The sequence below is a fragment of the Streptomyces sp. NPDC093089 genome, from assembly GCF_044754405.1.
GTDB lineage: Bacteria > Actinomycetota > Actinomycetes > Streptomycetales > Streptomycetaceae > Streptomyces.
In genome coordinates this window covers 162,074-184,926 of record NZ_JBIVPA010000016.1, presented here as the reverse complement: position 1 = coordinate 184,926, position 22,853 = coordinate 162,074, and the positions used below count along the sequence as shown (strand labels likewise).

Genomic DNA, 22,853 nt, shown 5'->3' with positions numbered 1-22,853 from the left:
GCCCCCGGAGGAGCGCGGAGGCGCCGTCGGACACGGCATCGGAATCCGCCTGTGGACGACCGGCCTGTGACCCGTTCGGCGGCACTAAAGTGGGTCGGACACCCGGACGGGTCACAACAGAGGACAGGGGCCCCGGGAACCTCACGGGACCACCCCAGGACCACGATCAGCAGGGAGCGCGTGACGTGCGGCCTATCGGCAGCAAGTACCTGCTCGAGGAGCCGCTCGGCCGCGGCGCCACGGGCACCGTCTGGCGAGCCCGCCAGCGGGAGGCGGCGGGCGCCGAGGCGGCCGTCGCCGGCCAGCCCGGCGAGACCGTGGCGATCAAGGTCCTCAAGGAGGAACTGGCCAACGACCCGGACATCGTGATGCGCTTCCTGCGCGAGCGGTCCGTCCTGCTCCGGCTCACCCACCCGAACATCGTGCGCACCCGCGACCTGGTCGTCGAGGGCGATGTCCTCGCCCTCGTCATGGACCTCGTCGAGGGCCCCGACCTGCACCGGTACATCAGGGAGAGCGGCCCGCTCACCCCGGTCGCCGCCTCCCTCCTGACGGCCCAGATCGCCGACGCGCTCGCCGCCAGCCACGCCGACGGCGTCGTCCACCGCGACCTCAAGCCGGCCAACGTGCTGCTCGCCGAGCAGGGCGGCCAGATGCACCCGATGCTCACCGACTTCGGCATCGCGCGCCTCGCGGACTCCCCGGGCCTCACCCGCACCCACGAGTTCGTCGGCACGCCCGCCTACGTGGCGCCCGAGTCCGCCGAGGGCCGTCCGCAGACCTCCGCCGTCGACATCTACGGCGCGGGCATCCTGCTCTACGAGCTGGTCACCGGCCGCCCCCCGTTCGCGGGCGGCACCGCCCTGGAAGTCCTCCACCGGCACCTCAGCGAGGAGCCGCGCCGCCCCTCGACCGTCCCCGACCCGCTGTGGACGGTCATCGAGCGCTGCCTCAGCAAGGACCCGGACCGCCGTCCGAGCGCCGAGAACCTGGCCCGCGGCCTGCGCGCCGTCGCCGCAGGCATCGGCGTGCACGCGACCCCGGCCCAGATCGAGGCCGCGGAAGGCGTCGGGGCGCTCCTCGCCCCCGACCCGGCCCCCGCACCGGTCCCGGAGACCCCGGGCGGTCAGACCCCGGGCGCCGCCGACCCGACCCAGGTGCTGCCGACCGGCGCCGGGGCGCCGCCGCAGTACGACCCCGCCGGCGCGACCAGCGTGCTGCCGGTCGGCGGCCCGACCGGCGCCGCCGACCCGACGGCCGTCATGCCCCCCGTGCCTCCGCAGCCGCCGCAGGGCGCGCAGCCCGAGGAGCCGCACCCCTGGCAGAGCCAGCTGCGCCAGGTCCGCGACCGCAACGAGCAGACCCAGGTGCAGTACCTGGACCCGAGCGAGGACCCGCTGCGCCGCCGCCCCCAGCGCCCGCAGCCGCAGCAGCAGCCGCCGCAGGACCGGAACCCGGGCCCGTACGGCCGGCAGCCGCAGCAGCCCCCGCAGCAGTACGGCCAGCAGCGCCCCGCCCCGCAGCGGCCCGCGCCCCAGCCGTACCCTCCGCAGCACCAGCCCCAGCACCAGCCGCAGCAGTACGCGCCGCCGCCGCCCCCGCAGCAGTACGCCGCACCGCAGCAGCAGCAGCAGCAGTACCGGCCGCCGCAGCCGCCGCCCCAGGCCCCGGCGCCGCGCGAACCGCGCCCGCCGCGCCAGCGCAGCGCCAACCCGGTGCGGATCCCCGGCCTCGGCTGCCTCAAGGGCTGCCTGGTCATGATCGTCCTCTTCTTCGTGGCCGGCTGGCTCGTCTGGGAGCTCACCCCGCTCCAGGACTGGATCGCGGAGGGCAAGGGCTACTGGGAGGCGATCGGCGACGGCATCTCGTCGGCGTCCGACTGGATCTCCGACCTGATCGACAGCAGCGGTTCCTCCGGTACTACCGGCGGTACGGGACAGTAATACTGCCGATTTATCGACTTCCGAGGGGTGATTTCCCCTCGGAGGTGACGACCGGCGGCCGCGGACAAGTAGCTTTGGCGTAACCGCAGCCGCTGAGGGAGCAGTCTTGGCACGGAACATCGGCAGCCGCTACACCACCCACCAGATCCTCGGGCGGGGCAGCGCCGGAACGGTGTGGCTCGGCGAGGGGCCCGAAGGGCCCGTCGCCGTCAAACTGCTGCGCGAGGACCTGGCCTCCGACCAGGAGCTCGTCGGCCGCTTCGTCCAGGAGCGGACCGCGCTCCTCGGCCTCGACCACCCCCGGGTGGTCAAGGTCCGCGACCTCGTCGTCGACGGCAACGACCTCGCCCTCGTCATGGACCTGGTCCGCGGCACCGACCTGCGCACCCGCCTCGACCGCGAGCGCCGCCTCGCCCCCGAGGCGGCCGTCGCGATCGTCGCCGACGTCGCCGAGGCCCTCGCCGCCGCGCACAAGGCCGGGGTCGTCCACCGGGACGTCAAGCCCGAGAACATCCTGCTCGACATGGAGGGCCCGCTCGGGCCCGGCGGAGCCCACCCCGCCCTCCTCACCGACTTCGGCGTCGCCAAGCTGATCGACACCCCCGGCCGCACCAAGGCCACCCGCATCATCGGCACCCCCGACTACCTCGCCCCCGAGATCGTCGAGGGCCTCCCGCCGCGCGCCGCCGTCGACATCTACGCCCTCGCGACCGTCCTGTACGAGCTGCTCGCCGGCTTCACCCCGTTCGGCGGCGGCCATCCCGGTGCCGTGCTGCGCCGCCACGTCACCGAGACCGTCGTCCCGCTCCCCGGCATCCCCGAGGAGCTGTGGCAGCTGATCGTGCAGTGCCTCGCGAAGGCCCCGGCCTCCCGGCTGCGCGCCTCCGAGCTCGCCGCCCGCCTCAAGGACGTCCTGCCGCTGCTCAAGGGCATCCCGCCGCTCGACGTGGACGAGCCGGACGCGGAGCCCGCCCCGGAGCCGTACGAGGAGGACGCGTACGCCACCGCCACGGGCACCGGCGAACCCGCGCCGCGCCGCGCCGCCGTCCCGCTCGTCCCCGGCGCCTCCGCGGACTCCAACCGCGACACCCACACCTCCATGCGGGTGCCCGCCCCCGACGAGCTCTCCGGCGGTCCCCTCGGCACCGCCCGCGCCCCGCGTTCCTCGGGCGCCCCCCGCCCCGGATCGGCCCGGCACAAGGCGGGCGCCGTCCGCAAGAGACGCATCACCCTGGCCGTCGCGGCGGTCGTGGTCGCGGGCGCGCTCGGCGCCGGCGGCTACCTCGCTGCGTCCGGCGAGGGGGACGCCCCGCCCCAGGACTCCAAGCAGTCCTCCCAGCCGTAGGTTCGGCTCCAGGCCCGGAGCCGTTACGCTGGACGCGTGGCAGTCGTCGATGTATCCGAAGAGCTGAAGTCCCTCTCCTCGACCATGGGGTCGATCGAGGCCGTCCTGGACCTCGAGAAGCTGAGGGCCGACATCGCCGTGCTCGAAGAGCAGGCCGCGGCCCCGTCCCTGTGGGACGACCCGGAGGCGGCGCAGAAGATCACGAGCAAGCTTTCGCACCTCCAGGCCGAGGTCCGCAAGGCCGAGACCCTGCGCGGGCGGATCGACGACCTCGCGGTGCTCTTCGAGCTCGCCGAGGAGATGGACGACCCGGACACCCTCGCCGAGGCCGAGGCGGAGCTCTCCTCCGTCCGCAAGGCCCTCGACGAGATGGAGGTCCGCACCCTCCTCTCCGGCGAGTACGACGAGCGCGAGGCCCTGGTCAACATCCGGGCCGAGGCCGGCGGCGTCGACGCCTCCGACTTCGCCGAGCGCCTCCAGCGCATGTACCTGCGCTGGGCGGAGCGCCACGGCTACTCCACGGAGATCTACGAGACCTCGTACGCGGAAGAGGCCGGCATCAAGTCGACCACCTTCGTCGTGAAGGCCCCGTACGCCTACGGCACGCTCTCCGTCGAGCAGGGCACCCACCGCCTGGTCCGCATCTCGCCCTTCGACAACCAGGGCCGCCGCCAGACCTCCTTCGCGGGCGTCGAGATCCTTCCCGTCGTCGAGTCCTCCGACCACGTCGAGATCGACGAGTCCGAGCTCCGCGTGGACGTCTACCGCGCCTCCGGCCCCGGCGGCCAGGGCGTCAACACGACCGACTCGGCCGTGCGCATCACGCACCTCCCGACCGGCATCGTCGTCTCCTGCCAGAACGAGCGCTCGCAGATCCAGAACAAGGCGAGCGCCATGAACGTCCTCCAGGCCAAGCTCCTGGAGCGCCAGCGCCAGGAGGAGCGGGCCAAGATGGACGCCCTCAAGGACAGCGGCAGCTCCTGGGGCAACCAGATGCGCTCCTACGTCCTGCACCCGTACCAGATGGTCAAGGACCTCCGCACCGAGTTCGAGGTCGGAAACCCGCAGGCCGTTCTCGACGGCGAGATCGACGGCTTCCTGGAGGCCGGCATCCGCTGGCGCAAGCAGCAGGACAAGTAGGCCCCTCCGGTCCTTCCCGTTCGGCCCCGCACCCTCCGGTGCGGGGCCGAACGCGTTCCGCGCGGAGGGTGCGTGTTCGCTGACGCAAGCGAAACGGAGCTTCATGTGACGCTTTGTCGACAAGGGAACTGGCGTTGTGGGGCCCGTAGTTCAGGGTTTACGTCACAGTTGCATCGTCACATGTCGGGCAGTTGATGATCTTTCGGGCATTGCGCGCGCAACGGCCTTGACGCTTCATCGGAAAATCGGAAGGGTGACGTACTGGCATGCGCTTTCCTGGGACGCGTGTGAACGGGGGCCGGTCCAGTCGGTTGAGACGTCGCTCCCGCTGCGCGGGCCCGATGCGCTGCCCCATGACGAGATGAGCTACTGGGGGTAGCAGCCAGATGACCAAGCAGATGCGAATCCGGATGGCGCGCGTCGCCGCCGGCGCGGTGATCGCCGCGGGTGCGTCGCTCACCGCGGCGGGTGCCGCGCAGGCCGTGGGCGCCTTCGGCGCGGACGACGTGACCCCGCCGCCGCCGACCTGTGCTCCCGTCGGCGTGTGCGAGACGGACGGCCCGCCGACCACTCCGGACACCACCCCGCCGACCACTCCGCCGACCACCCCGGAGACCACCCCGCCGACGACGCCGCCGGTCACCACCCCGCCGGTCACCACCCCGCCGGTCACCACGCCGCCGGTCACCACTCCTCCGGCGACCACGCCGCCGGCCACGACGCCGCCGGTCACCACCCCGCCGACCACCCCTCCCGGTGGCGGCGAGACCACCGCCCCCGGCCCGGGCGAGACCACCGCGCCCACCAACCCGGGCGGCGGCGACCCGACCGACGGCGCCGGTGACCCCGGCACCTGCACCGTCGACCTCGACGGCGCCGAGTGCGTGGACACCGGCAACAACACCGACACCAACAACGCCGGCTCGCAGCCCGTGCAGCAGGGCCAGGCCAAGGAGGAGCTCGCCGAGACCGGCGCGGCCGAGACCTCGTTCCTGGTCATCGGCGCCGCGACCATGATCGCCGGCGGCATCGGCTTCCGCATGCTGCCGCGCCTCGTCGGCGGCGGCCGCGCCGCCGTCTGACGTGCCCGCGTGAGGGCATGACGAAGGGCCGGGGAGACCACTCCCCGGCCCTTCGCGTTCTTCCGGCTCGTATGGGCCCCGCGCGCCCTCCGGCACATGGGCTCCGCGCGCCCTCCGGTCAGACCGTCCGGACGGCGGCGAGCAGCGCGATCGCCGCCAGCAGCGCGATCGCCAGCGTCAGCAGCATCGCGGGCGACGGACCCTGGGGGGTCAGCCGCTCCCGGTTCGCGCGGCAGACGGGGCAGCGGCCCTCGGCGACCGGGGCCGCGCAGTTGGCGCACACCAGTCGGTCGTAGGTCATGCGCTCTCCTCCTCCCGCACTGGGGTACACAACAGGACAACGTCCGGTGGGACCCGGACGTTCCCCCTACCACTGTGCCAGCTCCGCGGCGTTTCGGCGCGCCCCGCCGGATCGTCCCCGTTCGACCGGAAGGGCGAAAAGGATAAAGCGCGCAAGCCAGGACCGCGACTGCGCGGGCCTTCCCCGTTCGCGTAAGGTCACGCACACCTACTCCCGGCCGACCGTGGTGCATCCGTGATCCGATTCGACAACGTCTCCAAGTCCTATCCGAAGCAGAGCCGCCCCGCGCTCCGGGACGTCTCCCTGGAGATCGAGAAGGGGGAGTTCGTCTTCCTCGTCGGTTCCTCCGGCTCCGGAAAGTCGACTTTCCTGCGACTCCTCCTGCGCGAGGAGCGCGCCAGCCAGGGCCAGGTGCACGTCCTCGGCAAGGACCTCGCACGGCTCTCCAACTGGAAGGTGCCGCAGATGCGGCGCCAGCTCGGCACCGTCTTCCAGGACTTCCGCCTGCTGCCCAACAAGACCGTCGCCGAGAACGTGGCCTTCGCCCAGGAGGTCATCGGCAAGCCGCGCGGCGAGATCCGCAAGGCCGTGCCGCAGGTGCTCGACCTGGTCGGGCTCGGCGGCAAGGAGGACCGCATGCCGGGCGAGCTCTCGGGCGGTGAGCAGCAGCGCGTCGCCATCGCACGCGCCTTCGTCAACCGCCCGATGCTGCTGATCGCCGACGAGCCCACCGGCAACCTCGACCCGCAGACCTCCGTCGGCATCATGAAGCTGCTCGACCGGATCAACAGGACAGGGACCACCGTCGTCATGGCGACCCACGACCAGAACATCGTCGACCAGATGCGCAAGCGCGTCATCGAGCTCGAAAAGGGCCGCCTCGTCCGCGACCAGGCGCGCGGCGTCTACGGATACCAGCACTGAGCCTGTAGCGAGTAGGAGAAAGCAGACCCATGCGCGCTCAGTTCGTGCTTTCCGAGATCGGCGTCGGCCTCCGGCGCAACCTCACGATGACCTTCGCGGTCATCGTCTCCGTGGCCCTCTCGCTCGCCCTCTTCGGCGGCGCGCTGCTCATGCGCGAGCAGGTCAGCACGATGAAGGACTACTGGTACGACAAGGTCAACGTCTCCATCTTCCTCTGCAACAAGACCGACGCGGCCAGCGCGCCCAAGTGCTCCAAGGGCGCGGTCACCGGTCAGCAGAAGGAGCAGATCGAGGCCGACCTGAAGAAGATGGACATCGTGGAGAACGTCCACCACGAGTCGGCCGACGAGGCGTTCAAGCACTACAAGGAGCAGTACAGCGACACCGCCATCGCGTCCGTCATCACGCCGGACCAGATGCAGGAGTCGTTCCGGGTCAAGCTCAAGGACCCGGAGAAGTACAAGGTGGTCGCCACGGCCTTCGCCGGCCGCGACGGCGTCGAATCGGTCCAGGACCAGCGGAACATCCTGCAGAACCTCTTCGACCTGATGAACGGCATGAACATCGCCGCCCTCGGCGTCATGGGCCTCATGCTGATCATCGCGCTGATGCTGATCGTCAACACCGTCCGCGTCTCGGCCTTCAGCCGACGCCGCGAGACCGGCATCATGCGGCTCGTCGGCGCGTCCAGCTTCTACATCCAGATGCCGTTCATCATGGAGGCCGCCTTCGCCGGACTCCTCGGCGGCGCCGTCGCCTGCGTCCTGCTGCTCGTCGGCCGGTACTTCCTCATCGACCACGGCATCGCGCTCGCCGACAAGATGCAGCTCGTCAACTTCATCGGCTGGGACGCCGTCTTCGCCAAGCTGCCCCTCGTCATCGCCATCGGCCTGCTCATGCCCGCCGTGGCCGCCTTCATCGCACTGCGCAAGTACCTGAAGGTGTGAGAAGACACCCCTGACGGCGGATGGCGCCGCACGGCCAAAGCCCGTGCGGCGCCATCGTCTTGTCCTAGAGTGGGCGACATGCCGACCGGCACCGACCGCCTCTGTATCCGGCCCCGCGGACTGCTCCGTGGGGCCGTCCTGACGTTGGTGTTCGCCGGGGTCCTCGCGACCGCCGCGGCCACCGGCTCGCTGCCCCGGCAGGAGTCCGAGGCGGGGCCGGCGGGCGCGTCCCGGGGCGAACTCCGCGACCGGGCGGCCGGGGACCGGCCGCCCGTCGACAGCGCGGCGCTCAGCAGGGCCGCCGCGGCGGCTATGGCGGACGGGAAGTCGGGGAAGAAGGCGGCGGAGGAGTTCGTCAGCCGGAGCGGCGACCGGTGGGGGGCGGTGTACGACAAGAGGGAGTACGCCGAGTTCGAGCGGGGGCTCGGCGGGGCGTACACGGGGGTCGGGCTTTCCGCGGGGCGGGCGGGGGCGACCGGGGTCCGGGTGACCCGGGTGCAGGACGGCGGTCCGGCGGGGCGTGCCGGGATCCGGGTCGGGGACCGGCTGGTCGCCGTGGACGGGCGGGCGGTGGACGGGCTGTCGGTCTCCGAGGTGGTGTCGCTCCTCCGCGGGGACGGGGTGCCGGGGTCGGCCGTCGTGCTGCGGGTGGAGCGGGGCCGTGCCGAGCGGACGCTGACGCTGCGCCGGGCGCGGCTCGTGACCGACCCGGTGAGCGTCCGCCGCCTCGACGACGGGACCCTGCTGATCCGGGTCGCGGCCTTCACGAAGGGCGCGGGTACGCGCGTGCGTGACGCGGTGCGGGCCGCTCCGGCGGGTGCCGGGGTCCTCCTGGACCTGCGGGGCAACGCGGGCGGGCTGGTCTCCGAGGCGGCCGTCGCGGCCTCGGCCTTCCTCGACGGCGGGCTGGTCGCCACGTACGACGTGCGGGGCGAGCAGCGGGCCGTGTACGCGGAGGGCGGCGGGGACACGGGAAGGCCGCTGGTCGCGCTGATCGACGGCGGCACGATGAGCGCGGCCGAGCTCCTCACCGGCGCCCTCCAGGACCGGGGGCGGGCGGTGACGGTCGGCTCGCGCACGTTCGGCAAGGGCTCGGTCCAGATGCCCAGCGCCCTGCCGGACGGCTCGGTCGCCGAGCTGACCGTCGGCCACTACCGCACGCCGGCCGGTCACGCCGTGGACGGCAACGGCATCACACCGGACCTGGCGGCGGGGGACCGGGCCGAGGAACGGGCCCGGACGGTATTGAGTGGCCTCGGAGGGGGCTCGTAGTGCGAAAATGACCGCACTATGGCAAAGGGACTCGTGAACGTGCAGGGCAAGCCTGCGAAGAAGACGACGGACAAGGCGCCCGAGCGCAAGCTGATCGCGCAGAACAAGAAGGCGCGCCACGACTACCACATCATCGACACCTACGAGTGCGGCGTCGTGCTCATGGGCACCGAGGTGAAGTCGCTGCGGATGGGCCGTGCCTCGCTGGTCGACGGCTTCGTCCAGATCGACGACCACGAGGCGTGGCTGCACAACATCCACGTCCCGGAGTACATGCAGGGCAGCTGGACCAACCACTCGGCGAAGCGGAAGCGCAAGCTGCTGCTGCACCGCGCCGAGATCGACAAGCTGGAGTCGAAGGCGCAGGAGACCGGTCACACGATCGTGCCCCTCGCGCTGTACTTCCTGGGCGGCCGGGTGAAGTGCGAGATCGCGCTCGCCAAGGGCAAGAAGGAGTACGACAAGCGCCAGACCCTGCGGGAGAAGCAGGACACGCGCGAGACGAACCGCGCCGTCGCGGCGGCGAAGCGGAGGCAGCGGGCGGCCCAGGCCTCCTAGCGCCGGTAATACGCTGGCGACGGTGCCCGTCGGTCACGTACGATGGGCCTTGCACCCCACAGAGGGTGCGACCTTTGAAAAAACAACATGGGGATGATCGGTTTCGACAGCGGATGTCGAAGCAGTGGGAAGCGTGTCGAGGAAGCGGCAATGATCTCGTAAACCATATGTCGCAACCAATAATCGCCAACTCCAAGAGCGATAACTCCCGCTTCGCCCTCGCTGCCTAATTTTAGGTAACGAGCAGAAGCCTCTGTGAGGAGCGTCAGCCCGGGGGTGGTCCCGACCCGGATCCTGGCGTCATTAAGGGATCTAAACCTCCTGCCCCGGTCACGGGGGTAGGAGGGAAATCAAACAGTGACTGAGCCCGTTCCGGACTTGTCTGGGTGATCCGGAGGGCTGAGAAACTCGTACCAGACTGCACACGGAGAAGCCCTGATTCCGCACCGTTGGACGCGGGTTCGATTCCCGCCATCTCCACTCATCCCATGTGGGCAAAGGCCCGGCAGTCGTCACGACCGCCGGGCCTTCGTCATGCCTGGCCACCGGTGCGAGGCGCCCGTGACCGCCCTCTTGTCGACTTGGTCTGTACCTGCCACTCTGCCTGGGCCGCCCCCTCCACGCCACGGCACTCCCGGAGGTACGTATGCGTCACAGACCCCTCGCGGTCCTGCTCGTGCTCTTCGCCCTCCTGATCCCCACCACCACCCCGGCCACCGCCGCCGCACCCGTGCAGGTCTACGGGGCGTGGCACTGCGGGGACGACTACTGCACCTGGGGCACGGTCCGCGACCTCGCCGAGTTCGACTCCAGGAACCACTGGATGATCGACCGCGGCGACGGACGCCCGTCCGTCAACCTCGTCGTCCTCAGCTTCGTCGAACCGCTCAAGCTGCTGCGCCGTACCACCGATGCCACCACCGCGAACGGCGTTCCCGTCGGCATGAGCCGCGAGATCGTCCAGTACTTCACCTCGCGCGGGGTGCGCGTGATGCTGTCGATCGGCGGGATCACGTACACCGACGAGTGGGACGCGGCCCTCGCCGAGGACGCCACCCGGCTGGGGCTGAACGCCGCCGCCGTCGCGGCGGACCTCGGGGTCGGCATCGAGATCGACTACGAGCAGAACACCGCCCCGAACCTCACCGGGCTCCAGGCCTTCATCGACGCCTACCGGTCCGTCCACCCCTACGACGTCTCCGGTACGCGGCCGGCCGCGCGGCTCACCATCGACACCGCCGCGGGCGACCGCTGGCTCATCGACATCAACCGCAAGGCCACGGCCGACTGGCTGCGCACCGACCACCCGGTGCTCGACTACGCCAACGCCATGGTGACCGCCCGGCCCGCCTCGGCGGGCTCGCACATCGCGAACTGGCAGGAGCACCTCGACGGCAAGCCCCAGTACGCGCCGCCGGTCGCCCCGCTCGCCCCCGCCAAGTTCACGGCGGGGCTCTACCTCGCGTACGGGCGCAGCCCGCTGCCCGAGTGCACCGACTTCGCGAACTCGCTGCAGAAGGCCACCGGCGACTGGGTGCGGAACGCCGCTCCGAACGGGGCGGGGACCACCTCCGGCCTGCTCGGGTACATGTTCTGGGCCGCCGAGAAGCCGTCCACGCGCGGGCTCGGCACCCAGGAGCCCAACGGCTGCGCGGGCGGCGCCGGGGCGGGGGCCACCGCGTACGGCGTGCAGGTGCCGATGCCGCCGTTGCGGCAGAGCTGACGCGAGGGGCGGAGCGCCGGGCGGGTCCGCGGGGCCGACGGGCCGCGCGGACCCGTCAGGCGCGGGTGGTGCGGCGGCCGGTGCCGGTCGCCGCGCACAGGGCGAGGGCGAGGAGGGCCGCGGCCGGGGGGAGGAGGAAGCCGAAGGCGGGGAAGGGGGAGTGGTCGGCCGACCAGCCGCCGGCGGCGGAGCCGGCGGAGACCCCGGCGAGGAGCGCGGTGACCGCGAGGGTCATGCCTTCGTTGAGCTGCGACTCCGGGGTGAGGCGCTGGACGAGGCCCATGCCGGTGACCATGGTCGGGGCGGTGGCCATGCCCGCGACGAGGAGGCCGGCGGCGAGCGCCGGGAGGGAGCCGGTCGCGGCGGCGAGCAGTGGCGCGGTCATGAGGACGGTCATCGCGGCCAGGCACGCGGGGAGGCGGGCGGTGCGGCGGGCACGGCCGTAGACCAGGCCCGCCGCGCAGGAGCCGGCGGCCTGGAGCGCCAGGACGGGACCGGCGAGGGGGCCGTCCACGTACGCGAGGGCCACCACCTCCATCGCGCCGAAGACCGCCCCGGTGGCGAGGAACACCGCGAGGAGCGGAGCCATGCCGGGGGCGCGCAGCGGAGAGCCGTGGGAGGTGCGCGGGACGACCGGCGGTTCGGTGGCGCGCTGGGCGGTGAAGAGCAGGATCCCGGCGAGGCAGAGGACGGCGGCGACGAGGGTGCCCGCCTCCGGGAAGAGGGCCGAGCAGAGGAGCGCGGCGAGGACCGGGCCGAGCATGAAGCAGAGTTCGTCGGCGGCCTGCTCGAAGGAGTTGGCGGTGTGCAGGGACTCCGGGTCGCCCCGGAGCAGGTGGGCCCAGCGGGCCCGCGACATCCCGCCCGTGTTCGGCAGGGTGGCGGTGAGCGCGGTGACGGCGAAGAGCGTCCAGGCGGGCGCCCGCTCGTGGACGCAGAGGACCAGCAGCACGCGGCCGAGGACCGCGTGGACCGCCGCGGGGACCGCGACCCGGGCCTGGCCGTACCGGTCGATCAGCCGGGCGATCCACGGGCCGGTCACCGCTCCGGCGCCCAGGGCCGTGGCGGTGACCGCGCCGGCCAGGGCGTACGAGTCGTAGCGCGCCGCGACCATGATCACGGCGCTGATGCCGAACATGCCCATGGGCAGCCGGGCGGCCATGTTCCCCGCGGTGAAGGCGCGGGCCCCGGGGATCGCGAACAGGCGGAGGTAGGGGTTGCGGGGGAGGGGGGCCCTCGACGGCGGGCAGCGGGGGGCGCCGTGGGGCGGATCGGCCGGGTGGGTGCGGTTGCGGTTGCGGTAGCGGGGTCGTTCGGTCGGGTGGGCGCGGTCGTGGGGTCGTTCGGTCGGGTGGGCGCGGTCGTGGGGTCGTTCGGTCGGGTGGGCGCGGTAGCGGGGGGGGGGGGCCGGGCCCGCCGGGGTGAGGGTGAGGTCCGGTCGCGGCATGCACCCAGGTTCGCGGGGGCCGGCCGGAGCGGTCCAACACCTGATCAGTGGCCATTCACGCACCTGTGTTGTTGAATGCGGTGATGGCCCCCTCGTCCGACATCGACCCCCGACTGCTGCGCGCGTTCACCGCCGTCGCCGAGGAGCTGCACTTCACCCGCGCCGCCGCCCGCCTCTACGTCGCCCAGCAGGCCCTGAGCCGCGACATCCGCCGCCTGGAGCGCGAGTTGGGCGCCGAGCTGTTCGTACGGACCACCCGGCAGGTCGCGCTCACGCCCGAGGGCGAACGCCTCCTCCCCTACGCGCGGCGGGTGTCGGCCGCCCACGACGAACTCCGCGACGCCTTCCGGTCCGCGCACCGGCCCCTGCTCGTCGACCTCAACACCCCCGGTCTCGTCCAGGAGCGCATCCTGCGCCGGGCCCGCGAACTCGCCCCCGAGCAGGAGCTGATGGCCCGCTTCGAGAGCGGACTCACCGGCGCCGTCCGCGAGATCCTCGCCGGCCGCCTCGACACGTCCTTCGGCCGGTACGGAGGCCTCGACGCCGGGCTCAGGACGCGGCTCGACGCCCAGTTCGTCCGGTACGAGCCGATGGCCGTCCTGCTCCCCGACGACCATCCGCTCGCCGACCTGCCCGAGGTGCCGCTCGCCGCCCTCGCCGGCGAACGGGTCTACGCGGGCGCGGGGAACGACCGCACCCCCGAGTGGACCGACCTCGCCGCCCGCCTCTTCGCCGGCCGCGGCATCGAACTCTCCCCGCCCGCGCCGCTCGCCGTCGGCCACGAGGAGTTCCGGCGCGTCATGGCCAAGAACCGCCACCCGGTCCTCGTCGTCGTCGACTTCCCGCACATGCCGGACTGCGTCCTGCGACCGCTCGTCGACCCCGTACCCCTGTCACCCGTGAGCCTGGTGTGGCGCAAGGGACTGCGCCACCCCGGCCTCGACGCCCTGCGGACCGCCGCCGCCGAGATCGGCGCCCGGGAGGGCTGGCAGGCGCGCCCGCCCGCCTCCTGGCTGCCCGCGGACGAGCCGGGCCTGCCAGTGGACGAGCCGGGCCTGCCCGCGCCGGGCGGGTCCCGCTCGGGTGAGCGGGCGCGCCCGGCGGGTCCGGCGCCACTCGAGCGGGCCGGGAGCGAGCCGGGAGTGGGCCGGTAGCGGACCGGGAGCGGGCCGGGTCCAGAATGCGGGGGCGCTCACAGGGGGCCCGCGCTCCGGGTGAGAGCAAGGTTCCGCACCCGTCACCTCGCGGCACCGGCCTGAAACGCGGTATCCCTAGCGTCGGAGACAGGAGGACCGGGGCTGTGGACGCCTCAGGACTCGACACCGTGGAGGTGCGACATGGGCGGCCGTTGGATCGAACGGTGGGAGCCGGAGGACGAGAACTTCTGGCGCGAGAAGGGGGAGAGGATCGCACGGCGGAACCTGATCTTCTCCGTCTTCTCCGAGCACATCGGCTTCTCCGTATGGAGCCTCTGGTCCGTGATGGTGCTCTTCATGGGACCGCAGTACGGCATCGACCCCGCGGGCAAGTTCTTCCTCATCGGCACCGCCACCTTCGTCGGCGCGCTGATCCGGATCCCGTACACCTTCGCCGTCGCCCGCTTCGGCGGCCGCAACTGGACGATCTTCAGCGCCCTGCTGCTCCTGCTGCCCATCGGCTTCGCGTTCGCGGTGATGGAGCCCGGCACCTCGTACACCACCTTCGTCCTGGTGGCCGCGCTCACCGGCGTCGGCGGCGGCAACTTCGCCTCCTCGATGACCAACATCAACGCCTTCTTCCCGCTGCGCAAGAAGGGCTGGGCGCTCGGCCTCAACGCCGGCGGCGGCAACATCGGCGTCCCCGTCGTCCAGCTCGTCGGGCTCCTCGTCATCGGCACCGCCGGAGCCATGCACCCCAGGATCGTGCTCGGCGTCTACCTGCCGCTGGTCGTCGTCGCCACCGTCTGCTCCGCGCTCTTCATGGACAACCTCGCGCCCGTCAAGAACGACACCGGCGCCGTCAAGGAAGCCGTCACGGCCCGCCACACCTGGATCATGGCCTTCCTGTACGTCGGCACCTTCGGCTCCTTCATCGGCTACAGCTTCGCCTTCGGCCTCGTGCTCCAGACCCAGTTCGGCCGCACCCCGCTCCAGGCCGCGTCCCTCACCTTCATCGGCCCGCTCCTCGGCTCCCTCATCCGGCCCGTCGGCGGCTCCCTCGCCGACCGGCACGGCGGCGCCCGCATCACCCTGTGGACCTTCGCGGCGATGGCCGCCGCCACCGGCGTGGTGATCTACGCCTCCGTCATCGAGTCCCTCGCCGTCTTCCTCGTCGGCTTCATCGGACTCTTCGTCCTCAGCGGCCTCGGCAACGGCTCCACCTACAAGATGATCCCGGCGATCTTCCTCGCCCAGGGACACCGCAAGGGCCTCTCCGGCGAGACCGCCGAAGCCTACGGACGCCGGCTCTCCGGCGCCTCCATGGGCCTCATCGGCGCCGTCGGCGCACTCGGCGGGCTCGGCATCAACCTCGCCTTCCGCCAGTCCTTCCAGACCGCCGGCACCGGCACGGGGGCCTTCGTCGCCTTCCTCGCCTTCTACGGGGCCTGCATGGCCGTCACCTGGGCGGTATACCTTCGCAACCCCTCGCCCGTGCCCGAGACCGCCGAGGCCGTCACGGAACCGGAGCCCCGGCCCGGATACGCCGAGGTGTGACCCCCGATGCCCGGCGCGGACCGTAACGACCAGGAAATACGGGCGAACCTCATCCGTCACGCGTCCCCGTCAGGCTCTGGACCCATGGACGAGCAAGAACACGGCCCCCTCGCCGGCTTCACCGTCGGCGTCACCGCGGCGCGGCGCGCGGACGAACTCATCGCGCTGCTGCGCCGACGCGGCGCGGCCGTCGTCCACGGACCCGCACTGCGGATCGTGCCCCTCGCGGACGACACCGAACTCCTCGCCGCCACCAAGGAGATCATCGACCACACCCCGGACGTCGTCGTCGCCACCACGGCGATCGGCTTCCGGGGCTGGGTCGAAGCCGCCGAGGGCTGGGGACACGGCGAGGAACTCCTCACCGTCCTGCGGGACGTCGAACTCCTCGCCCGCGGCCCCAAGGTCAAGGGCGCCGTCCGGGCCGCCGGACTCACCGAGTCCTGGTCGCCCTCCTCCGAATCCATGGCGGAGGTCCTCGAACGGCTCCTCGCCGAAGGCGTCGCGGGCCGCCGCATCGCCCTCCAACTGCACGGCGAACCCCTCCCCGGCTTCGTCGAGTCCCTCACCGCCGGCGGCGCCGAGGTCGTCGGCGTCCCCGTCTACCGCTGGATGGCCCCGGAGGACACCGGCCCCCTCGACCGGCTCCTCGAGGCGACCCTCGCCCGCAGTCTCGACGCCGTGACCTTCACCAGCGCCCCCGCCGCCGTCTCGCTGCTCGCCCGCGCCGACGAGAAGGGCGTACGGGACGAACTCGTCGAGGCGCTCCGACACGACGTCCTCGCCGTCTGCGTCGGCCCCGTGACCGCGCTCCCGCTCCAGGCCGAGGCCATCGACACCCACCAGCCCGAACGGTTCCGGCTCGGCCCCCTCGTCCAACTCCTCTGCCGCGAACTCCCCGGCCGTTCCCGCGTCCTGCCCGTCGCCGGGCACCGCATCGAGGTCCGCGGCCACGCCGTCCTCGTCGACGGCGCGCTCCGGCCCGTCCCGCCCGCCGGCATGGCCCTCCTCGACCTCCTCGCCCGCCGGCCCGGCTGGGTCGTCTCCCGCGCCGACCTCCTCCGCGCGCTTCCCGGTGCCGGGCGGGACGAGCACGCCGTCGAGACCGCGATGGCTCGTCTCCGTACCGCGCTCGGTACGCCCAAGCTCATCCAGACCGTCGTCAAGCGGGGCTATCGGCTGGCCCTCGACGCCGCCGCCGAAGAGAAATACGACGGCTGACCCCGCGCCTGTTCCGACCCCAACGGACGCCGCACCCTCGCCCGGTCCGGCCCATCCCGTTGCGGCCCAACGGCCGCCGCACCCCTGTGCGGCCCGGCCTGGCTTGGCCCACCTCGTTGTGGTGCAACGGCCGCCGCACCCCTGTCCGGCCCGGCCGGGCCTGGCCCACCTCGTTGTGGCGCATCGGACGGCGCGCTCCGGTCCACCCGCGTTGTGGGCAATCGTCCGCCAGGGGCGTGGGGGTCCCCCCGGACGGAGTCTGGGGGAGGGTGGGCACAACGGACGGCGCCCGTTGCCGGGCCCAGGCTTCCGCGCCCGAACCCGCACTCGCTGTACGGCGCCGTATCGGTGCGGGTCCAGGCCCAGGGGGCGGAGGCGCCGCCGAGGGCGCCGTCCCGTGTGCCCACCCGTCCCGCCCCAGCGGGACGATCGCCCACACGGAGGGTGGCCCGGCTGCCGGCGTGCAGGCCCACACGGCGGCGGGCCAGGGTGGCGTGCAGGCCCACACGGCGGCGGGCCAGGGTGGCGGGCGCGGCCCACACGGCGGCGGGCCGGCGGACGGCGCGTGGGTGCGGGCGCGGCCCACACGGAGGTGGGCCAGGCCAGGGCGCGGGCGCAGGCCCACACGGTGGCGGGCCGACCGGAGGGCGTGGGTGCGGGCCCACGTGGCGGTGGGTGACGGGCTGCCGCGTATGGCGCGCGGGGGCGGCGGGTGCGGGCCGGCAGGGAGGCGCGGGGCGTGGCGGGGGTTAGCGTAGGGGGATGGGTGTGGTGGGGGTTGAGGTTCGGGCGGGTGGGGCGGGGGACGCCGGGGAGCTTGCGGCGGCGTTGGTGAGGAACCGGCGGTACATGGCGCCCAGGGAGCCGTACCGGGCGGAGGGGTACTACACGGCGGAGGCGCAGGCGGAGCGGCTGGCGGACGGGGGAGTGCGCTGGTTCGCCGTGGACGGCGAGCGGATCGTGGGCGCGGCGATCCTGTCGGGGATCGTGCGGGGCCCGTTCTGCAGCGCGTCGCTGGGGTACTGGGTGGACGAGGCGTACACGGGCCGCGGCGTGGCGTCGGCGCTCGTCGACGAGGTGTGCCGGGCGGCCCGCGAGGAGCTGGGGCTGCACCGGATCGAGGCGTGCACGATGTTGGACAACCACGCGTCGCAACGGGTCCTGGAGAAGGGCGGGTTCGTGCGGATCGGGACGGCGCCGCGGTATCTGCACATCGCCGGGGACTGGCGTGACCACCACCTCTTCCAGCGGGTGCTGCACGACGGCCCGCCGCCGGGGGTTCCGGGTGATCTTCCGGTGGAGGATGATCGCGCCTGACACGGCGCCCCCCGGTGGCGTACGCTCGACGGCTGCCCAGTGCACGTGAGAAGGGGGCCTTAGGTGGCCGCGCAGGAAGCCGTGGACACGGTCAGGGACCGTGAGATCGGTGTCGAGCAGGAACATCTGGATCAGGTCTACCGCCGCCTCGAGGAGAAGATCCACGAGGCGGAGTTCCTGATGAACGACGCCGCCCAGCGGGGCCAGGTCGGCACGCCCGGCGCCCTCGCCGAGCGCGACGCCCAGGTGTTCCGCGCCGGCATCCACCTCAACCGGCTGAACAACGAGTTCGAGGACTTCCTCTTCGGCCGGATCGACCTGTTGTACGGCAAGGACGGGAAGAAGGGCCCCGACGGCGCCTACACCTCCGTGGAGCCCGCCGAGGACGCCGTGCGCCCGGACAACACCGCGGACATCGGGGAGACCCTGCACATCGGGCGGATCGGCGTCCTCGACTCGGACTACGCGCCCCTGGTGATCGACTGGCGCGCGCCCGCCGCGGCGCCCTTCTACCGGTCGACGCCGGTCGACCCGGGCCGGGTCGTGCGCCGCCGGGTCATCCGCTCCAAGGGCCGTCAGGTGCTCGGTGTCGAGGACGACCTGATGCGTCCGGAGCTCAGGGCCGCCCTCGACGGGAACGAGCTGCCGGTCATCGGCGACGGCGCCCTGATGGCCGCGCTCGGCCAGGCCCGCAGCCACACGATGCGGGACATCGTGTCCAGCATCCAGGCCGAGCAGGACCTGGTCATCCGGGCGCCCGCGGCCTCCGTCACGTACGTCGAGGGCGGGCCGGGCACCGGGAAGACGGCGGTCGCGCTGCACCGGGCCGCCTATCTGCTCTACCAGGACCGGCGGCGGTACGCGGGCGGCATCCTGATCGTCTCGCCGACCCCGCTCCTCGTCTCGTACACCGAGGGCGTCCTGCCCTCGCTCGGCGAGGAGGGCCAGGTCGCGATCCGCGCGGTCGGGTCGCTCGTCGACGGGGCCGAGGCCACCGCGTACGACGAGCCGGCCGTGGCCCGGATCAAGGGCTCGTCCCGCATGGTCCACGTGCTGCGCAAGGCGGCCCGCGGCGCCCTGGAGACCCCGGCGCCGAGGAACCAGCCCGAGCTGGGCGAGGACGAGGCGCAGGCGCCCGCCGGCACGCCCACACGCCTGCGTGTGGTGGCCTTCGGCCGCCGCATCGAGCTGGAGGCCGAGGACCTGCGGCGGATCCGCCACAACGTCCTCGGCGGCACCGCCCCCGTCAACCTGCTGCGCCCGCGCGCCCGCCGCCTGCTCCTCGACGCGCTGTACGCGAGGTCGGGCGCCTCGGGCCGGCACAGCGATCCCGAGCTCGCGGCGGAGCTGCGCTCCTCCTTCGACGAGGACGTCTCCACCGAGGACTCCTTCCTGGCGTTCCTCGACGCCTGGTGGCCGGAGCTCACTCCGCGCCAGGTCCTCGACGCGATGGCAGACGAGCGGCGGCTCGGCCGCTGGGCCCGCCGGATCCTGAACCCCGGCGAGGTGCGGCGGCTCGCCCGCTCGCTGCGCCGCCGGGAGCTCTCGGTGCACGACGTGGCCCTCCTCGACGAGCTGTACACCCTCGTCGGCGCCCCGGCGCGGCCCCGCAAGAAGCGGGAGTACGACCCGCTGGACCAGTTGACGGGCCTGGAGGAGCTCATGCCCGTGCGCGAGGAGACGCAGCGCGAGCGGGCCGAGCGGCTGGCGGCGGAGCGCACCGAGTACGCGCACGTGATCGTCGACGAGGCGCAGGACCTGACGCCGATGCAGTGGCGGATGGTCGGGCGGCGCGGCCGGCACGCCACCTGGACGGTCGTGGGCGACCCGGCGCAGTCCTCCTGGTCGGACCCGGACGAGGCGGCGGAGGCCCGGGACGAGGCCCTCGGCACCCGGCCGCGGCGCCGGTTCGAGCTGACCGTGAACTACCGGAACCCGGCCGAGATCGCCGAGCTCGCCGCGAAGGTCCTCGCGCTGGCCATGCCGGGCAAGGAGTCGCCGCGGGCGGTCCGTTCGACGGGCGTCGAGCCGCGCTTCGTCGCGGTCCCGGAGAAGGCGGATCTGGCCGAAACCGTACGGTCGGAGGCGCGGCTGCTCCTGGAGCGGGTGGAGGGGACGGTCGGTGTCGTCGTCGCCATGAACCGGCGCAGGGAGGCGGCCGGCTGGCTCGCCGAGCTGGGCGACCGGGTGGTGGCGCTCGGTTCCCTGGAGGCGAAGGGGCTGGAGTACGACGCCACGGTGGTCGTCTCGCCCGCGGAGATCGCGGACGAGTCCCCGGCCGGTCTGCGGGTGCTCTACGTGGCCCTGACCCGGTCCACGCAGGCCCTGACGGTGCTCTCGGGCGACCGTGACGTGCCGGACGCCGCGGGCGTCCCCGACCTGCTGCGGGACTGATCGGCGCGGCCCCACGGCCGGTCAAGACCGCGGGGCCGATTTCAGGTCAACCTGTGGCGCTGGAATCGCCGACCAGGGTGGTTTGTTAGCCTTGTCGTGGCACCGGCTCGATCCAAGCCCCCGGGCCCAACCTTCGTCCCTCAGAGGGACCACTTGCCGCGAGGCGAGCATGGCGGGTCGGTGCCACTTAGACGTATGTACGAAGTCGAGGTCCCCGTCACCACTGGTGACGGGGACCTCTTCTGTTTCCTCAAGACTTCTCGTATGGTGGAAACTACTTTCCGAAAACAAAATGACCGCATTACCTGCTACCGGCAGGTAGGTGCGACCATCGGAGGGCGCCGCCAGGCAACCAGCCGGGGCGGCGTAGCAACGAAGCTCAGGGAAAGCAGAGGAACTCGGCCATGGCAACGGCGCCCAGCGTCTCGTACTCGATAACGGTCCGGCTGGAGGTTCCCGCCAGCGGAACCGCGGTCTCCCAGCTCACCACGGCGGTGGAGTCCCACGGCGGATCCGTCACCGGCCTCGACGTGACCGCCTCCGGCCACGAGAAGCTCCGCATCGACGTCACCATCGCCGCGACCTCCACCGCGCACGCCGACGAGATCGTCGAGCAGCTGCGCACGATCGAGGGCGTCGTCCTCGGCAAGGTCTCCGACCGTACGTTCCTGATGCACCTCGGCGGCAAGATCGAGATGGCGTCGAAGCACCCCATCCGCAACCGTGACGACCTGTCCATGATCTACACCCCGGGCGTCGCCCGCGTGTGCATGGCCATCGCCGAGAACCCCGAGGACGCCCGCCGCCTCACCATCAAGCGCAACACCGTCGCGGTCGTCACCGACGGCTCCGCCGTCCTCGGCCTCGGCAACATCGGCCCGATGGCCGCGATGCCGGTCATGGAGGGCAAGGCGGCCCTGTTCAAGCGCTTCGCCGACATCGACGCCTGGCCGCTCTGCCTGGACACCCAGGACACCGACGAGATCGTCGCGATCGTCAAGGCGATCGCCCCCGGCTTCGCGGGCATTAACCTGGAGGACATCTCCGCGCCGCGCTGCTTCGAGATCGAGGCCCGGCTGCGCGAGGCCCTCGACATCCCCGTCTTCCACGACGACCAGCACGGCACGGCCATCGTCGTCCTCGCCGCCCTCACCAACGCGCTGCGCGTGGTCGGCAAGGGCATCGGCGACGTACGGGTCGTCATGTCCGGTGCCGGCGCGGCCGGTACGGCCATCCTGAAGCTGCTGATCGCGGCGGGCGTCAAGCACGCCGTCGTCGCCGACATCCACGGCGTCGTGCACGCGGACCGCCCCGACCTGGTGGACGCCCCGGCGGACTCGCCGCTGCGCTGGATCGCCGACAACACCAACCCCGAGGGCGTCACCGGCACCCTCAAGGAGGCCGTCGTCGGCGCGGACGTCTTCATCGGCGTCTCGGCCCCGAACCTGCTGGGCGCCGAGGACGTCGCCGCCATGGCGGCGGGCGCCATCGTGTTCGCGCTCGCGAACCCCGACCCGGAGGTCGACCCGGCCGCCGCGCGCCTGACGGCCGCCGTCGTCGCCACCGGCCGCTCGGACTTCCCGAACCAGATCAACAACGTGCTGGTCTTCCCCGGTGTCTTCCGCGGCCTGCTCGACGCCCAGTCCCGTACCGTCAACACGGAGATGATGCTGGCGGCCGCCTCGGCCCTCGCCGACGTCGTCACCGAGGACGAGCTGAACCCGAACTACATCATCCCGTCCGTCTTCAACGACAAGGTCGCGGGCGCGGTCGCCGGCGCGGTGCGCACCGCGGCGAAGGCGGCGACCGCGGGCGGTGCGCCGAGCGGGCGCTGACGGCGCGTCGCGATTCGCGGAGCCGTAAACCCGCCTTTAGGGTTGCTTTTCGGCTCCGTGTGTCTTTCGCGGAGTCGGCGGGAGTCGACAGAACGTCACCACGGCGGGGCTCTGGCGCTTTTCGTGTGACCCCAGGGGGTGCCGGATTGGCGTTCCCGCCGCTGGTGGGGGCAGGATGCGTGTTTGGGCGCGAGGGTCTGTCATTAGACCCGGGTCCGGGGACTGTCCGAAGGCCCTGGCAGCATCGGCTTCGCTGTACCCAATCACGCGGCTTCCGCCGCGTGGCACGCCTCACAGGCAAGAAGAACACGGGAGTAACAACATGAACCGCAGTGAGCTGGTGGCCGCCCTGGCCGACCGTGCCGAGGTGACCCGCAAGGACGCCGACGCCGTGCTGGCCGCTCTCGCCGAGACCGTCGGTGAGGTCGTCGCCAAGGGCGACGAGAAGGTCACCATCCCCGGCTTCCTGACCTTCGAGCGCACCCACCGTGCCGCTCGCACCGCTCGTAACCCGCAGACCGGCGACCCGATCAACATCCCGGCCGGCTACAGCGTGAAGGTCTCCGCGGGCTCGAAGCTCAAGGAAGCCGCCAAGGGCAAGTAAGGCAGCCTAGAGGCGCAGGAAGGGCGGCCACCCTGTCAGGGGGTGGCCGCCCTTTCGTTTGCGCCTGTACGGGCCCGTGAGGGGCCGTGACGCCTTACAGCGGGCCG

General features: G+C 72.5%; 18 protein-coding genes and 1 other RNA gene. 17 read left to right on the top strand and 2 right to left on the bottom strand.

All coding sequences use genetic code 11. From position 1 onward, the window contains the following. Nucleotides 1-185: 185 nt before the first annotated feature. From ACIQFX_RS32575 to ACIQFX_RS32560, 4 genes are all read left to right on the top strand, one after another. Complete coding sequence (locus ACIQFX_RS32575; RefSeq protein WP_402470655.1) at nucleotides 186-1,943, top strand: serine/threonine-protein kinase; 1,758 nt, start codon at nucleotides 186-188, stop codon at nucleotides 1,941-1,943. A gap of 106 nt (nucleotides 1,944-2,049) precedes the next feature. Beyond that, a complete protein-coding gene (locus ACIQFX_RS32570) occupies nucleotides 2,050-3,288 on the top strand; it encodes a serine/threonine-protein kinase (RefSeq protein WP_402470653.1) in 1,239 nt (412 codons plus the stop codon). A 36-nt stretch (nucleotides 3,289-3,324) separates the two neighbouring features. After that, on the top strand, nucleotides 3,325-4,428 hold the full coding sequence (gene prfB / locus ACIQFX_RS32565; protein WP_402470650.1) for a peptide chain release factor 2: 1,104 nt from the start codon (nucleotides 3,325-3,327) through the stop codon (nucleotides 4,426-4,428). Nucleotides 4,429-4,814: 386 nt separating this feature from the next. Beyond that, nucleotides 4,815-5,510 carry an LPXTG cell wall anchor domain-containing protein gene (locus ACIQFX_RS32560; RefSeq protein WP_402470648.1) on the top strand — a complete coding sequence of 232 codons (696 nt, stop codon included), beginning with the start codon at nucleotides 4,815-4,817 and terminating at the stop codon, nucleotides 5,508-5,510. A gap of 118 nt (nucleotides 5,511-5,628) precedes the next feature. On the opposite strand, the gene ACIQFX_RS32555 is transcribed toward ACIQFX_RS32560, so the two are convergent. Continuing rightward, a complete protein-coding gene (locus tag ACIQFX_RS32555) occupies nucleotides 5,629-5,811 on the bottom strand; it encodes a hypothetical protein (RefSeq protein ID WP_366304856.1) in 183 nt (60 codons plus the stop codon). Nucleotides 5,812-6,045: 234 nt separating this feature from the next. Between ACIQFX_RS32555 and ftsE the strand changes: the two genes are divergently transcribed. The 6 genes from ftsE (at nucleotide 6,046) to ACIQFX_RS32525 (ending at nucleotide 11,235) form a co-directional block, all read left to right on the top strand. Next, nucleotides 6,046-6,735 carry a cell division ATP-binding protein FtsE gene (ftsE, locus tag ACIQFX_RS32550; protein WP_030692056.1) on the top strand — a complete coding sequence of 230 codons (690 nt, stop codon included), beginning with the start codon at nucleotides 6,046-6,048 and terminating at the stop codon, nucleotides 6,733-6,735. A gap of 29 nt (nucleotides 6,736-6,764) precedes the next feature. Next, entirely contained in the window at nucleotides 6,765-7,682 is a 918-nt protein-coding gene (ftsX, locus tag ACIQFX_RS32545) for a permease-like cell division protein FtsX (protein WP_402470644.1), read from the top strand. 78 nt (nucleotides 7,683-7,760) lie between these two features. After that, nucleotides 7,761-8,954: a S41 family peptidase gene (locus ACIQFX_RS32540; RefSeq protein ID WP_402470641.1), complete on the top strand. Its 1,194-nt coding sequence runs from the start codon at nucleotides 7,761-7,763 to the stop codon at nucleotides 8,952-8,954. Nucleotides 8,955-8,972: 18 nt separating this feature from the next. Then, complete coding sequence (smpB, locus tag ACIQFX_RS32535) at nucleotides 8,973-9,512, top strand: SsrA-binding protein SmpB (protein WP_402470638.1); 540 nt, start codon at nucleotides 8,973-8,975, stop codon at nucleotides 9,510-9,512. 89 nt (nucleotides 9,513-9,601) lie between these two features. After that, nucleotides 9,602-9,995, top strand: a transfer-messenger RNA (tmRNA) gene (gene ssrA / locus ACIQFX_RS32530). Nucleotides 9,996-10,158: 163 nt separating this feature from the next. Next, entirely contained in the window at nucleotides 10,159-11,235 is a 1,077-nt protein-coding gene (locus tag ACIQFX_RS32525; protein ID WP_402470636.1) for a hypothetical protein, read from the top strand. 55 nt (nucleotides 11,236-11,290) lie between these two features. Here ACIQFX_RS32525 and ACIQFX_RS32520 read toward each other — a convergent pair whose 3' ends face one another. Then, nucleotides 11,291-12,682: an MFS transporter gene (locus ACIQFX_RS32520; protein WP_402470633.1), complete on the bottom strand. Its 1,392-nt coding sequence runs from the start codon at nucleotides 12,680-12,682 to the stop codon at nucleotides 11,291-11,293. A gap of 83 nt (nucleotides 12,683-12,765) precedes the next feature. Here ACIQFX_RS32520 and ACIQFX_RS32515 point away from each other — a divergent pair, with 83 nt between their 5' ends. The 7 genes from ACIQFX_RS32515 (at nucleotide 12,766) to ACIQFX_RS32485 (ending at nucleotide 22,746) form a co-directional block, all read left to right on the top strand. Beyond that, nucleotides 12,766-13,836 carry a LysR family transcriptional regulator gene (locus tag ACIQFX_RS32515; protein ID WP_402470630.1) on the top strand — a complete coding sequence of 357 codons (1,071 nt, stop codon included), beginning with the start codon at nucleotides 12,766-12,768 and terminating at the stop codon, nucleotides 13,834-13,836. A 183-nt stretch (nucleotides 13,837-14,019) separates the two neighbouring features. Further along, nucleotides 14,020-15,375: a nitrate/nitrite transporter gene (locus ACIQFX_RS32510; RefSeq protein WP_402470627.1), complete on the top strand. Its 1,356-nt coding sequence runs from the start codon at nucleotides 14,020-14,022 to the stop codon at nucleotides 15,373-15,375. An 84-nt stretch (nucleotides 15,376-15,459) separates the two neighbouring features. Further along, the gene (locus ACIQFX_RS32505) at nucleotides 15,460-16,596 is read left to right on the top strand and encodes a uroporphyrinogen-III synthase (RefSeq protein WP_402470625.1); all 1,137 of its coding nucleotides are present in this window, start codon (nucleotides 15,460-15,462) and stop codon (nucleotides 16,594-16,596) included. Nucleotides 16,597-17,358: 762 nt separating this feature from the next. Further along, the gene (locus ACIQFX_RS32500; protein ID WP_402470622.1) at nucleotides 17,359-17,913 is read left to right on the top strand and encodes a GNAT family N-acetyltransferase; all 555 of its coding nucleotides are present in this window, start codon (nucleotides 17,359-17,361) and stop codon (nucleotides 17,911-17,913) included. A 63-nt stretch (nucleotides 17,914-17,976) separates the two neighbouring features. After that, nucleotides 17,977-20,307, top strand: coding sequence for a HelD family protein (locus ACIQFX_RS32495; RefSeq protein ID WP_402470620.1), 2,331 nt, complete (start codon nucleotides 17,977-17,979; stop codon nucleotides 20,305-20,307). Nucleotides 20,308-20,711: 404 nt separating this feature from the next. Then, complete coding sequence (locus tag ACIQFX_RS32490; RefSeq protein WP_402470617.1) at nucleotides 20,712-22,142, top strand: NAD-dependent malic enzyme; 1,431 nt, start codon at nucleotides 20,712-20,714, stop codon at nucleotides 22,140-22,142. A 322-nt stretch (nucleotides 22,143-22,464) separates the two neighbouring features. Continuing rightward, nucleotides 22,465-22,746 (top strand): HU family DNA-binding protein, encoded by a 282-nt coding sequence (locus ACIQFX_RS32485; RefSeq protein WP_017237029.1) that lies wholly within the window; start codon nucleotides 22,465-22,467, stop codon nucleotides 22,744-22,746. Nucleotides 22,747-22,853 lie beyond the last annotated feature (107 nt).